The sequence below is a fragment of the Streptomyces asoensis genome (assembly GCF_016860545.1).
GTDB lineage: Bacteria > Actinomycetota > Actinomycetes > Streptomycetales > Streptomycetaceae > Streptomyces > Streptomyces asoensis.
This window is the reverse complement of sequence record NZ_BNEB01000002.1, coordinates 1106738-1120179: the sequence shown is the minus strand read 5'-3', so window position 1 is coordinate 1120179 and position 13442 is coordinate 1106738. Positions and strand designations below refer to the sequence as shown.

At 74.5% G+C, this 13442-nt stretch carries 11 protein-coding genes; 6 read left to right on the top strand and 5 right to left on the bottom strand.

Annotation, left to right across the window (positions count from 1 at the left end):
* Positions 1-12: 12 nt before the first annotated feature.
* From Saso_RS07990 to Saso_RS07980, 3 genes are read right to left on the bottom strand one after another with little or no spacing between them, the layout of a single operon-like run.
* Entirely contained in the window at positions 13-450 is a 438-nt protein-coding gene (locus tag Saso_RS07990; protein WP_189922781.1) for a roadblock/LC7 domain-containing protein, read from the bottom strand.
* Positions 447-3062, bottom strand: a complete 2616-nt coding sequence (locus tag Saso_RS07985; RefSeq protein WP_189922783.1) for a sensor histidine kinase — start codon at positions 3060-3062, stop codon at positions 447-449. The genes Saso_RS07990 and Saso_RS07985 overlap by 4 nt, the downstream gene beginning before the upstream one ends.
* Before the next feature lie 41 nt (positions 3063-3103).
* Entirely contained in the window at positions 3104-3898 is a 795-nt protein-coding gene (locus tag Saso_RS07980; RefSeq protein WP_189922785.1) for an MHYT domain-containing protein, read from the bottom strand.
* 152 nt (positions 3899-4050) lie between these two features.
* Here Saso_RS07980 and Saso_RS07975 point away from each other — a divergent pair, with 152 nt between their 5' ends.
* Entirely contained in the window at positions 4051-4650 is a 600-nt protein-coding gene (locus tag Saso_RS07975) for a class I SAM-dependent methyltransferase (RefSeq protein WP_189922787.1), read from the top strand.
* Between the two features lie 50 nt (positions 4651-4700).
* Here Saso_RS07975 and Saso_RS07970 read toward each other — a convergent pair whose 3' ends face one another.
* The gene (locus Saso_RS07970) at positions 4701-5597 is read right to left on the bottom strand and encodes an oxygenase MpaB family protein (protein WP_189922789.1); all 897 of its coding nucleotides are present in this window, start codon (positions 5595-5597) and stop codon (positions 4701-4703) included.
* A gap of 97 nt (positions 5598-5694) precedes the next feature.
* Between Saso_RS07970 and Saso_RS07965 the strand changes: the two genes are divergently transcribed.
* Positions 5695-6024, top strand: a complete 330-nt coding sequence (locus tag Saso_RS07965; protein WP_189922791.1) for a hypothetical protein — start codon at positions 5695-5697, stop codon at positions 6022-6024.
* A 139-nt stretch (positions 6025-6163) separates the two neighbouring features.
* A complete protein-coding gene (locus Saso_RS07960) occupies positions 6164-7108 on the top strand; it encodes a hypothetical protein (protein ID WP_189922793.1) in 945 nt (314 codons plus the stop codon).
* Positions 7109-7204: 96 nt separating this feature from the next.
* Here the strand turns inward: Saso_RS07960 and Saso_RS07955 are convergent, their stop codons facing one another.
* Positions 7205-7387: a hypothetical protein gene (locus Saso_RS07955; RefSeq protein WP_189922795.1), complete on the bottom strand. Its 183-nt coding sequence runs from the start codon at positions 7385-7387 to the stop codon at positions 7205-7207.
* 291 nt (positions 7388-7678) lie between these two features.
* On the opposite strand from Saso_RS07955, the gene Saso_RS07950 reads away from it, so the two are divergent.
* The 3 genes from Saso_RS07950 (at position 7679) to Saso_RS07940 (ending at position 13416) form a co-directional block, all read left to right on the top strand.
* A complete protein-coding gene (locus Saso_RS07950; RefSeq protein WP_189922797.1) occupies positions 7679-10564 on the top strand; it encodes a DEAD/DEAH box helicase in 2886 nt (961 codons plus the stop codon).
* Positions 10561-11940 carry an SWF or SNF family helicase gene (locus tag Saso_RS07945; RefSeq protein WP_189922799.1) on the top strand — a complete coding sequence of 460 codons (1380 nt, stop codon included), beginning with the start codon at positions 10561-10563 and terminating at the stop codon, positions 11938-11940. The genes Saso_RS07950 and Saso_RS07945 overlap by 4 nt, the downstream gene beginning before the upstream one ends.
* Positions 11941-12072: 132 nt before the next feature.
* The gene (locus tag Saso_RS07940) at positions 12073-13416 is read left to right on the top strand and encodes an esterase-like activity of phytase family protein (RefSeq protein ID WP_189922801.1); all 1344 of its coding nucleotides are present in this window, start codon (positions 12073-12075) and stop codon (positions 13414-13416) included.
* The last annotated feature ends 26 nt before the right edge of the window (positions 13417-13442 follow it).

Below are 13442 nucleotides of genomic sequence, written 5' to 3'. Positions count from 1 at the left end.
CGCTCTCTCGTCTCATCCGGCGGCGGGCGGCCGCGAGGCGAGGCGTGGTGCCGAGTAGAGATGCTCACCGACCCGCTTGACCAGCCGGGCCATCTCGTACGCGACCATGCCGATGTCGACGGTCACCGCGGTGAGGACGGCCAGGCAGGAGCCGTCGCCCGCGGCGGCCACGAAGAGGAAGCCGTCGTCCATCTCCACCATCGTCTGGCGTACCCCGCCCGCCCCGAAGTGGCGCCCCGCGCCCTTGGCGAGGCTGTGGAAGCCGGAGGCCACGGCGGCGAGGTGTTCGGCGTCCTCCCTCCTGAGGTCGGTGGAGGCGCCCACGGCGAGGCCGTCGTTGGACAGCACCACCGCGTGCCGTACCTCGCTCACCCGCATCACCAGGTCGTCCAGCAGCCAGTCCAGTTCACCGGACCGCTGGGCCGGCCTCGTGCTCGGATCCTGGATCATCCGTGGTCTCCTTCGCTGCTGTCACTGCCCGCTCCGGGGTGCGGGCGGGATCCGCGGCCGGGTCGTCTGCCGCCGCCCCGGGCCCAGCCGTCCCGGTAGGCGGACATCCGGTCGCGTACGAGTTCGGGGGTACGTCCTTCGCCGCCGCGTGGGCCGGACGGCTCGGCCGGTTCCTCCGCGGGCTGCCTGCGCAGTTGGGGGGCGAGGTGGGTCTGCCGGACCCGGCGCGGGAGGTCGTCCGATCCGTCGGGGTCGTCCGGGGGACGGTGCAGGCGCAAGGTGGTGACTCCGGGAGGCGTGGGGCCGGCGGCCGCGGGTTCCGCGGCCCGGGCGGGAGCCGCCAGCGCGGGGCGGTCGGCGGCGGCGGGGACGGCTTCCTGCCGGGGAACGGCGACGGGCCGGTCGGTGGCCGTGGGACGGTCGGCGGCGATGGACCGGTCGGGGGCGATGGACCGGTCGGCGGCGATGGACCGGTCGGGGGCGGACACGCGCGCCTGCACGCGTTGCGCGGGCGGTTCCGCCTCCGTCGCTTCCGGGGCGGAACGTTCCGGCTTGCCGGTGTGCAGCAGGGCCGTCGGCAGCAGGACCACGGCCGTGGTCCCGCCGTAGGGCGAGGTGCGCAGATGCACCTTGATGTCGTGCCGGGCGGCGAGTCTGCTGACGACGAACAGCCCGAGCCGGTCGCTGTCGAAGAGGTCCAGCGCCTCGGACTGCGCGATACGGCGGTTGGCCTCGCTGAGGGTCTCCTTGCCCATGCCCAGGCCGCGGTCCTCCACCTCGACGGCGTATCCGTTGCCGACCGGCTCACCGGTGACCCGCACACGCGTGTGCGGGGGCGAGAACTGGGCCGCGTTCTCGACGAGTTCGGCGAGCAGGTGGGTGAGGTCGGCGACGGCGGTCCCGATGACGGCCGTTTCGGGCAACTGCCGTACCTCCACGCGCGCATAGTCCTCGACCTCGGAGACGGCGGCGCGGACCACGTCGGTGAGGGACACCGGCATGCGCCAGGCCCGGCCGGGCGCGGCCCCGGAGAGGATGATCAGGCTCTCCGCGTGGCGCCGCATACGGGTGGTGAGGTGGTCGAGGCGGAAGAGGTCGGACAGCTCGTTCGGGTCGTCGGAGCGGCGCTCCATGCTGTCCAGGAGCCTCAGCTGACGGTGGACCAGGACCTGGCTGCGGCGCGCGAGGTTGACGAACACCCCGGAGATGCCGCCGGCGAGTTCGGCGCGCTCCACGGCGGCCCGCAGCGCCGCCCGGTGGACCGTGGCGAGGGCCTCGGCGACCTGACCGGTCTCGTCCTCCGCCGCGGGTCCCGTCGGTGCTTCGGCGCGGACGTCGATCTCCTCCCCGGCGCGCAGTCTGCGCATGGCCTCCGGGAGCTTGCGCCGGGCGATCTCCAGCGCGCTGTTGCGCAGACCGACCAGTTCGACGACGAGTCCGCGGCCGATGCGCACGGAGACGACGAGTGAGGCGACGACGGCGGCGAGCCCCAGCAGGACCGCCGCGCCGGCCGAGGTGAGCAGCCCCCGGGTGAACGGGTCGGCGCGGTCGGCGACGCCGCGCCCCGTCTCCGCCTCGATGGTCCGCATGCCGCCCTGCACGCGTGCGTGGGCGTTGTCCCAGACGGCCGCGGGAGCAGCGGCGAGTGCCTTCGCGCCCGGGTCCCGGGCGAGCACCTTGTCCTCGGCGGCGTACAGGGACGCGTAGGCGCTGCCCGCGGCGAGGCGCTGCCAGGCGGTGCGTTCGGCTCCGCGCAGGTCCGCGACGGCCGATTCGGTCAGGGTGCGGCGGGTGCCGACGGCGCCGGTGAAGAGCCGCAGTCCGTCCCCGTCGAGCCGCCCGGACAGGCGGGCGCCGGCGAGTACGGCGCCCTCCTGGGCGAGCGCCTCCCCCGCGCGGGAGAACTCCAGCAGCACGCGCGCGTCGGAGCCGAGTTCGGCGTCCTGGATGCCGGAGAGGGCGCCACCGACCGAGAAGGCGGCCGAGATCGTGCTCGTGTACCGGGCGTACGTCTCCTGCCAGTCGGCGCCGCCGCCGAGCACCGAGGTCCGCAGCGAGGGCAGCGTCTCGGCTCCGGAGACGAAGGTCTCGAGCCGCCGGGCCACGCCCTCGGGCAGTTCCTGGGCGTCGGCGACGGTGCTGTCGTCACCGAGCCGCAGGGCCGACACCGCGCGGTCCGTGCGTTCGGCGAGCGTCCTCAGGTCGCCGTCCTGCCCGGGCGCCGGACGGGTCGCGTACCGCACGGCTGAGGCGCGCTCCGCCTGGAGCGCTGCCACGGCGGCCGCCACGGGGGCCCGGACCTCGGAGTCCACCCGTTGCAACTGGCGCAGCCGGGAGACGTCCTGGGCGGTGCTGACGGTGGCGTACGCCCACAGGGCCAGCAGGGAGACGACCGGCACCATCAGGAGGCAGACGATCTTGGCGCGTACGGTGCGCGGGCGGACGGGCCAGCGTGCCGCGCGCGGGGGTGCCGCGTCCGCCGGTCCGCCCGTCGGGCCGTCCGTCCGGTCGGACGGACTCTCGTCGGCGGGGGGTCCGGCGTGGGCACGGCGCCCGCGCGCGGGGGGCGGCGCGTCGGCGCCTGCCGTGGGGGTCCTACGGGGTGTACGCATGGCCTCCTCGCTCGGAAGGGGTTCGGGGCGGACCGGTCGCGTCAGACGGGCCAGGCCTGCTGTCGTCCGGTGGGGCTGTCCATCGGTTGCTGTGCCGAGGCGGACGCCTCGCGCTCCCCCGAGGTGGGCGACAGCGCGACGAAGGCCGAGGTCAGGAAGAGGTAGGACCCGAGGCCGACGGCGAGGGGGAAGATGAACTGCATCGCCGTGGCCCCGGGCAGCGTCGCGCCGGAGGGCGTGACCCGGACGTTCACCGCGAACATGGCGGTGTAGTGCATGCTGGTGACCGCCGCCCCCATGACGAGCGAGGCGAGGGTGACCGCGAGGGGCGACCTGATGTTGAGGGCCGCCCAGAGGGCCGCGGTCGCCGCGACGACGGCGATCAGGACGGAGAGTCCGACGCGCACGGGGTCGTAGGTGACGGCGCCGTGCAGCCGGACGGCGGCCATGCCCAGGTAGTGCATGCTGGCCACCCCCAGGCCGGTGGTGAGTCCGCCGATCAGCAACGCGCGCGTGCGGTCTCGGCCGTATCCGACGGCGAAGACACCGGCGCAGACGACGGCCATGGCGACGACGAGGCTGAGTACGGTCAGCGGGACGTCGTAGCGGATGTCGGTGCCGCCGACGGCGAAGCCGAGCATGGCCACGAAGTGCATGGTCCAGATGCCGGTGCCGATCGCCGAGGCGGCGGTGACGAGCCAGTTGCGGCGCGAGCGCCCGGTGGCTGCGAGGGCGCGCACGGTGCAGCGCAGCCCGAGAGCGGCCCCGACGCAGGCCATGACGTACGACAGCACGGGGGTCAGCCAGCCGAAGGCTGCGTGGTCCAGGTGTCCCATGGCCAGGGGACGCTAGCCGGGGCACGGGAGCACGAAGGGGGCGCATTTCGAAAGCGGTTGGAATGTGGCGCAGTACTGCGCCGGAACGATCGGGTCACGCTCGAACGTGTGCGCCGAGGCGTCGTCCGTGTCGGTGAGGGATCATGCGGAGCATGAGCGACGACCACACACGCGTGCAGGAGTTCTTCGGCGCACGGGCCGCGGACTGGGACCGCCGCTTCCCGGACGACGGTCCGGCCTACGCCGCGGCGGTCGGCGACCTCGGTCTGCGCCCCGGGGACCGGGTGCTGGACGCCGGCTGCGGCACCGGACGGGCTCTGCCCCCGCTGCGCGAGGCCGTCGGGCCCACCGGAGTGGTCGTCGGCGTGGATCTCACGTCGGCCATGCTGACGGCCGCCGTACGGGCCGGCCGGGGACGGGACGGCCACCTGGTGCTCGCCGACGTGGCCTGCCTGCCGCTGCGTTCCGCGGTACTGGACGCGGTGTTCGCGGCGGGCCTCGTGGCCCATCTGCCCCGGCCGCAGGAGAACCTGCGGGAGTTGGCGAGGGTGGTGCGTCCCGGTGGCACGCTGGCGCTGTTCCACCCGATCGGCCGGGCGGCACTCGCGGCCCGGCAGGGACGGCGGATCACACCGGAGGACCTGCGCGCGGAAGCCAACCTCCGGCCGCTGCTGGCCGGTTCCGGCTGGCGCATGACGTCGTACGCCGACGAGGACTCCCGTTTCCTCGCCCTCGCCGTCCGCGAACCCTGAGCGCTCACCGTCCCGCGGCGCGCACCCGACGGGCGGCGCGCCACGTCATCTCATCCGCCGTCCGGCCCACCGGTGTGCCGGACGGGACAGCCCCGGACGCCGGGGACCGGGCAGGTGCCCAGTTCGGCCAGCCGGTAGCCGTTCGGATAGCCCTTGATCTCCCGGTTCTGCCGCGCGTGGTGCGGTGCGCGGCGCGGCGGCAGCAGCCGCACCGCTCGCCCCCGCGCGCGGAGCGCAGCGCGCACCACCGCGCGGACGGCGGGGCCGGGCGGGGCGTAGCGGAATGCCTCGAGCAGGGGTTCGTCGAGGAGCGCGAGGGTGGCGGAGCGCAGGACGGGGGCGAGCGGCCGGGGGTACCAGGAGGCCGTCATGGCGAGCGTCGCGTCCGAAACCCGCCGCGCTCCCTCGTCCCAGCCGAAGTGAGCCTCCTCGTACGCGTCGAGGCAGGCCTCGAACTCCTCGTAGGTTCCTGGGATGTCCTTGATGCCCATGTGCTGCCCCAGGGTGCGGTAGTACTCCGCAGCGGCGACGATCTCGTGGCGTGACAGCCGGCGCCACCCGTAGGCGTCGATCCATCGCTTCGGCACGACGACGAAGGTGCAGAGCACGTACCGCATGTCGTCGTCGGCGATGTCGTAGGAGCGGTGCATCCGGTTGATGCGCCGGACCGCCGTCCGTCCCTGCTCGCTGTCGAAGCCGTGCTCGACGACGGCGTCGAGCAGCAGGGCGGTGTCGTCGTAGCGCTTCTGCGTGCGGTCGGTGAGCTCCGCCGTCTCCGCGAGCAGGCGCCCGATGGCGGGGACCGCGTAGGTGCGGTACAGGGCCAGTTCCAGAGCGCGGCTGATGTCCCACGGGAACTCGTAGGCCGCGGTGAGCCGGTAGATCTCGGCCGCGTCCGCGTACGGGTCCATCCGCAGGATCCGCCCGAGCCGTTCGAAGCGCTTCACCGCACCGTCCCCCTTCTGCCGCCGGAGCTCCAACCCTAGTTTGAGGAGGAGGACATGGACGGCCCGTCGCGGCAGGACGCAGGGGAAGGTGGTCGGTGTGTTCGGCTCGGTCCGCAAGGTCTGCGGGAGATGGCGTGACGCGTGGCACTCCCGGTCGGGTGCCGGCGGGAACGGGACGGCCGGAGGGCGCCCGCCCGGTGAGGGAAGGCGTCCGCGCAATCTGTTCGAGGCGGCCGCCGCGTACGTCTGCGCGTGCGCGGCGGACGATCAGGAGGGCATCGACGAAGCGGCGGGCTGGGTGTCGCCCGAGGCGCTCTCCTTCGGCGTCAACGAACTGGCCTGTCGGGCGGTCGTCGCGCTCGCCCGGGAGCGCGGCGAGTCGCCGCGGGTCGTGGCCCGTGAACTCCTCGGACTGCCGTCGGCGTGACGCATCCGACGGCCCGGAGTGGTCGATTCGCCCCGTCCGACCGGAAAACCGCAGCTCCGGGTATGTCGGTCGGCCGTGACAAGCGCCTTCCCGCCGCACTAGGGTGCGCGCCGTTGGACAAACCTATGGGGAGGCTGGGATGGCCGGGACGGACGAGGACGCCGTCGCCGCCGCGGACGACGCGCTCTATGTGCTCACGGCGGTGCTGCTGACGCCGGCGAAGTTCCCGAGCGCGCTGGGCGACGACTACCCGGAGGCCTGTGCGGCGCTCGGCCTCCCGCCGCTCGCCGACGGCTACGGACTGGTGCTGGGCCAGGACGGCGAGGGCGCGCGCTGGACGGTCGTCATCGACGACGTGTCCCTGGTGGCCGTGGCCATCGCGTCGTGGGACTGCGGCATGGAGTACGACCTCTCGCCCGGCGAGCGGACGGTCGTCGCCGCGCTGCCCGGCTGGCCGCTCGCGGTCGCCGTGGCGGCTCCGGGCGTGCCCGAGCCGCACGATCCCGCGCCCGAGATCGCCGAAGGACCGCCCTTGTCGCCCCCGGACACGACCAGGTGGGGTCCGGCCCAGCGGCGATTGGGAGCCGACGAGATCGCGCTCCAGTGGGCCGTGTGGCGCGAGCAGATCGACGACGCGGACTTCGCGGTCGGCCCCCGCGCGGACACGGAGACGGGCTCCGGGAGCGACGACGCCGGTCGGGACGACCGGGACGGCCGGGCTGACGGGTCCGGTGCGACCGCCCGGCCCGCCGGGGAGGTCGCTGCCGCGGAGGGGGGTGCCGGGGACGACGGCGCCGCGAAGGGCCCGGGGAAGGGGCATCAGGGCATCAGACGCGTCCTGGCCGAGGTGCGCGCCTATGTGGACTCTCCGCCCCCGCTCGGGCGGGTGCGTTCGTCGTTCGCTCCCGGTGACGCGCGCACCCTGCGCGCCGACGGCCCCGGTTGGTCGCTGGTGGCCAGGACCGACGACATCGCGTTCGTGCTGCTCGACGACGCACCCGGTGAGGTGCTGCCGGTCGGCCGCGGACCGGAACTGCCCGGGCTCCTGGAAGCGCTCGACAAGATGGCCGTGCGTCCGCTCTGAGGCCGACGCGCCCCCGCGGCGGGCGCGACCGGGCCCCACGGGTGTCCGGCCGGCCGGGGTGTACGAGGACGGGGACCGCGGCGCGGTCCCCGTCACTCACCGGCCGAGTTCCTTGCGGGAGACACGGCGCAGTCTGCGCCGCTGCGAGGGGTCCAGCGTGAGGTAGGCCGCCGCCGGGACCCCCAGCACGATCAGCAGGGCCGCCCACCACGGCAACCAGATCAGCAACAGCAGTCCGACCGCCACACCGCCTGCGGCGATCTTCGCGTTCCTCGACATGTGCGTCGCCTCCTTCGCGGCCCCTGCCGCTCTCTGCCATGAGAACGGCTCCGCGCCGCCCGCGGTTCCGGAGACGACCCTGATACGTCCCTGAGCCTCGTCCCCGATACAGCCCTGAGAACAACCGCGACACACGACAACCGCGGGAGCACGGGCGTCCGCGGGACTCGGGCCCTCCCCCACCATGGTGCGCCCACGCCCGCCGTGCCCGCCGTGCCCGCCGAGTGCTGTACCCTCGGCGACTCCGCCCCAGTAGTCAAGTTTGAGGAGCTACTCATCTCCGCGCAGAGGATGCCCGTGGGAACACCGTCCGACCTCTCCGAACTGAGCCGATGCTCCGCCCTGTTCCTGCCCGGCGATCCCGCCCGTACCGGGCACGTCGCCTTCTGGAGACCCGACGGCGCCGCCCTGCCCGCCCTCCCGCCGCCGCACACGCGGGAACTGTCCGTCGTGCGGCCCACGGAGACGGGCGTCGCGCTCACGCGCGTCCCCGCCGTCCTGCTCCCGGTGGGAGACGCGCTGCCCGCCCTCGTGCGCGCACGGGTCGCACCGGACGGGCACCGGGCGGGAGCCTTCTGGGGCGCCGCCGCGCTCCTCGCCCTGCGGTGCGTGGCACGCGGCCTTCTGCTGCCCGGGCTCTCACCGCGGGACCACGACGCCTGGCGGATCGGCCCACTGGACCCGGAGGCCATGGAGCAGGTGCGCAGGCTCGCCGCCTCGATGCCGCCCGAGGCACACGCCGTGCCGGTGGACGAGACCCCGCCCCTGCGGCTCCCCGCTCCCGAGCGGTTGCTGCGCGCCTTCCTGGACTCCGTCGCGGACGCCTTGCCCCGCACGCCGGCCGCGCCGCTCCTGACGGGCGGACCGGCCTACGCGGCCTGGCAGCCCCGGCGCCTGCCGGAGCTGCGCGCCTGGGCGGCCGACGTCGCCGCGGGACACGACGCAGGCGTCCGTGTCTCCCTGCGGATCGAGGTGTCGGGGCTCGACGACGCCGAGGCCGCGGCGGGCACACCCGACGGGGCGGCCGAGGCGGGCCCCCGGTTCCGTGCCGTTCCCCAGGTGCACAGCGTGAGCGATCCCGCGCTCGTCGTGGACGCCACGCGGATCTGGACGGACCCCGGCGTCCCGCGCGAGGGATTCGGCCCGCGCGCGCGGATGGACGCCCTGCTCGCCCTGCGCCGAGCGGCCCGTGCCTGGCCCGCGCTGGCGCCTCTGCTGGCCGCCACCGTCCCGGACTCCGTCGAACTTCTCGACGAAGACGTCACCGAACTCCTGGGAGTCGGCACGCGCGCGTTGGCGGGCGCCGGGATCGAGGTCCACTGGCCGAAGGGACTGGCGCCCGCCTCCCTGACCACGCGTGCGGTGGTGGGACCGTCCGAGGATGGACCGGGGCCCGCACGGCCGGTCTCGCGGACGCCGTCCCCGTCCCTGCTGTCCGCCGACTCGCTCCTGGACTTCACCTGGTGGTTCGGGCTCGGCGACCGGGAGCTGGCGCGCGAGGAACTGGACCGGCTGGCGGAGGCCGACCGCCCTCTGGTGCGCCTGCGCGACCGATGGGTCCTGCTCGACCCGGGGGAACTGCGCCGGGCCCGTGCGCGGCAGGACCGCACGATGACGCCCGTGGACGCGCTGGGCGCGGCTCTGACGGGTTCGGCCGAGGTCGACGGCCGCCGGGTCGACGTGCGGCCCGGCGGATGGCTGGAGGCCCTGCGGGAGCACCTGACGCGTCCGCGGACCGAGGATCTGATCCAGCAGCCCGCGGCGCTCGACGCCGCCCTGCGCGACTACCAGCGTCGCGGTCTGGACTGGCTGGCCCGGAACACCGCCCTGGGACTGGGCTGCTGCCTCGCCGACGACATGGGGCTGGGCAAGACCGTCACATTGATCGCGCTGCACCTGCACCGGCACACCGACCCCTCGGCGGCGGGCCCGACGCTGGTCGTCTGTCCGACGTCGCTGCTGGGCAACTGGCAGCGGGAGATCGAGAAGTTCGCGCCGGGCACACCCGTGCGGCGTTTCCACGGCCGACAGCGGGACCTCACGGCACTGGCCGACGGGGAGTTCGTCCTCACGACCTACGGCACGCTGCGGTCCGACGCGGGGCGCCTGCGCGCGGTGCGGTGGGGCCTGCTCGTGGCGGACGAGGCGCAGCACGTGAAGAACCCGTACTCGGCGACCGCGCGGGCGCTGCGCACCTTGGGCGCACGCGCACGCGTGGCGCTCACGGGCACCCCGGTGGAGAACAACCTGTCGGAGCTGTGGGCGATCCTGGACTGGACGACACCCGGCCTGCTGGGCGGGCTGGGCGCCTTCCGCAAGCGGTACGCGGCCGTCGAGTCGGGTGGCGACCCGGCCGCGGCGGAACGGCTCGGGCGGCTCGTGGGACCGTTCCTGCTGCGTCGCCGCAAGTCCGATCCGGGGATCGCCCCCGAGCTGCCGCCGAAGACCGAGACCGACCGCCCGGTGGCGCTCACCAAGGAGCAGACGGGCCTGTACGAGGCCGTGGTGCGCGAGACGCTGGCGGCGATCGCGGAAGCCGACGACATGGCGCGGCGCGGGCTCGTCATGAAGCTCCTGACCGCACTCAAGCAGATCTGCAACCACCCCGCGCAGTTCCTGGGCGAGGAACGGCCGAGGACGGCCGGGCGCTCCGGAAAACTGGAACTCCTGGACGAGCTGCTCGACATCCTCCTGGCCGAGGGGGCGAGCGTGCTGGTCTTCACGCAGTACGTGCGCCTGGCACGGCTGCTGGAACAGCACCTGGCGGCCCGCGGCGTCCCCACCCGGTTCCTGCACGGCGGGGTCCCGGTCGCCGAGCGGGAGGCCATGGTCGCGCGTTTCCAGGCCGGTGAGGTCCCGGTGTTCCTGTTGTCCCTCAGGGCGGCCGGCACCGGCCTCAACCTCACGCGCGCGGAGCACGTCGTGCACTACGACCGCTGGTGGAACCCGGCCGTCGAGGCACAGGCCACGGACCGGGCGTACCGCATCGGCCAGACCCGGCCCGTTCAGGTGCACCGGCTCATCGCCGAGGGCACCGTGGAGGACCGCATCGCCGACATGCTGCGCCGCAAGAAGGATCTCGCCGACGCCGTTCTCGCGGGCGGCGAGGCGGCGTTCACCGAACTGACGGACGCCGAACTGGCCGACCTGGTGGAGCTGAGAGAGGGCACGCGATGAACGGGTACGACAACGGCGAGGAACGCACCTTCGCCGCCCTGCCTCCCGCGCGCGGGGGCGCGTTCGCGCGGACCTGGTGGGGGCGCGCGTGGCTGACGGCCCTCGAGGACGGCGCGCTGGACGCGGAGCAGGTGAGGACGGGACGGCGGCTCGCACGCGCGGGTGCCGTGGGCGCGGTGTCCGTCCGGCCGGGACGCGTCACCGCCGTCGTCCGGGACACCGATCTCGTGCAGCACCGGGCGGACGTGCTGCTCGACAGGCTCTCCGACGCCCGGTGGGACCGGCTCCTCGGTCTCGCTGCGGAACGCGCGGGCCACGTCGCCGCGCTGCTCGACCGGGAGGTGCCGCCCGAGTTGGTCGAGGACGCCGGGACGGCCGGCATCGACCTGCTGCCGGGGCTCGGCGAGCTGGAGGCGGAGTGCGGGTGCGGCGCCTGGGACCACTGCCGGCACACGGCGGCGGTGTGCTACCAGGTGGCGAGACTGCTCGACCAGGACCCGTTCGTCCTGCTGCTCCTTCGAGGACGCACCGAACGACGACTGATGGACGACCTCCAGGCACGCGGCACCACCACCCCGCCCGGGGCAGACGCGCCCCCCGGTGGGGGCAGTGGGGACGGCGAGGGGGCCGAGGGGAGCGGGAACCGCGAGGGGGTCGACGCGGCGGAGGCGTACGCCGTCGGGGACATCCTGCCCCCGCTGCCCACGGCACCCGACCTGCCGGCGGGACCGGGGGTGCCGCCCTCGCTGGACACGGACGCGCCGCCCCCGCCGGGAGTCGAACCGGCGGCACTGGAGACGCTGGCCGCGCTGACGGCCGTCGCGGCACGCACCCTGCTCGCGGAGGCGCTCCACGGCGGCGCCGGAGGGCAGGAGCCGACCGCCCGGTCGACGGTGGCCCAGGACGCCGTACGCCTGGCGGCCGGAATGCCCGAAGGGGCGACAGGCGCCGGTCCGTCGGCCGACGCCCTGACGGACCGGCTCGCCCGGGGATCCGGGCGCGACCGGGACGAACTCGCGGCCGCCGTGCTCGCCTGGCGCCAGGGAGCGGCGGACGCCTTGTCGGTGTGCGAGGAGGAGTGGTCCGTGGAGGGCGAGACGCTCGCACGCGCGCGTGCCGCGCTGGACTCCGCCTGGGAGGAGGACGAACGGCCCCACCTGCACGCGCGGGCGAACCGGTGGACGGTGGTGGGCGCGGCCTGCCAGCTGCGGCTGGGCCGGGACGGCCGATGGTGGCCCTACCGCGAGGAGGGTGGCCGCTGGTGGCCGGCCGGGGAAGCCGGCCACGACCCGGCGACGGTCCTGGCGGTGGCGATGGCGATGGCGATGGCGAGGCCCGACGGTGAGGAAGGGCTTTCCCGGCGCCCGGTCCTGTAGGTGTCGCGCGGGGCGCCGGTCCGACGGGCGGCCGACGCCCCGCGTTCACCCGGAGGTCTTGCGCCGTTCGGTGCGTGCCCGAACTCTGGCCGCTGTCACGGAACTTGCCGTGACCTCTCCACAGGAGGCCCGATGTCCCCGCACGCCACCGGCCGGCGCCGCGTCCACCGAAGTGTCGCGGCGGGCGTACCGCTCGCCGTCCTGGCCGCGCTCGTCACCGCCGGGCCGGCCGCCGCGGGCACGCCGGCCCGGGACGCCCACGTGACACGGACCGCCGCGCTCTCCGACATCCCGCTCGGCACGTTCAGCAACGGACTGCTGCCCGGCACGGTGGACGACGACCGGGGCGTCGACCTCGGCGGCATCGGCAGCGACATCTACCCGGCGGGCCGCAAGGGCGAGTTCTGGACGGTCACCGACCGCGGGCCCAACGGACAGATCAAGGTCGGTGGCACCAAGCGCCGCACCTTCCCCGTGCCCGGCTTCGATCCGGCGATCGTACGCGTCAGGGTCTCCGGCGCCACGGTGAAGGTGGTGCAGGCGATTCCCGTCACCACGTCGTCGGGCAAGCCCGTGACGGGGCTGCCGAACCAGGCGGGACGCGACGAGGCTCCCTACTCCTACGACGCACGGACGCCGCTGTCGTACGACCCGAACGGGCTCGACACCGAGGGCGTCGTACGGGCCGCGGACGGGGGGTTCTGGCTCGTCGACGAGTACGGGCCCTCGCTGGTCCACGTCTCCGCCCGCGGGAAGGTGCTGGCGCGGTACGTGCCCCAGGGGCTGCACCTCACGGGCACGGACTACCCGGTGGTGGAGGCGCTGCCCGCGGTCCTGCTGCACCGGAAGATCAACCGCGGCTTCGAGGGCCTGGCCCAACTCCCGAACGGCGACCTGGTCCTGGCGGTGCAGAGCCCGCTGTCGCTGCCGGACACGGCCGCGGGAGAGGCGTCGAGGACCGTCCGGCTGCTGCGCTTCTCGCCCGGCAGGAAGGCGGTCACCGCCGAGTACGCCTACCGCTTCGACCCGGTCGGTGTGGTCGACCCGGGCGAGGACGACACCTCCGAGCTCAAGATCTCCTCGGTGGTGGCCGTCGGCGGCGACCGCCTGCTCGTGGAGGAACGCACGGACAAGGCCGCCAGACTGCACGCGGTACGGCTGAGCCGGGCGTCGGACATCCTGGGCGGCCGCTGGGACGACGCCGGGACGTCGCCCTCGCTGGAGCAGTTGGACGACCCCGCCGCCTCGGGCGTCCCGGTGCTGGCCAAGCGGCTGGTCGTCGACCTCGGGACGGTCGCCGGAGTTCCCGGCAAGATCGAGGGTGTCGCGGTCGTGGACCACGACACCCTGGCTCTCGCCAACGACAACGACTTCGGGATGACGGACGGCGCCGACGCCTTCGACGCGCAGGGCAGGCTGGTCGACAGCGGCATCGAGACGAAGATCACTTACGTGCGGCTGCCCCGCGGCCTGTAGGAGAGCCCGAACCCGGCACGCCCGCA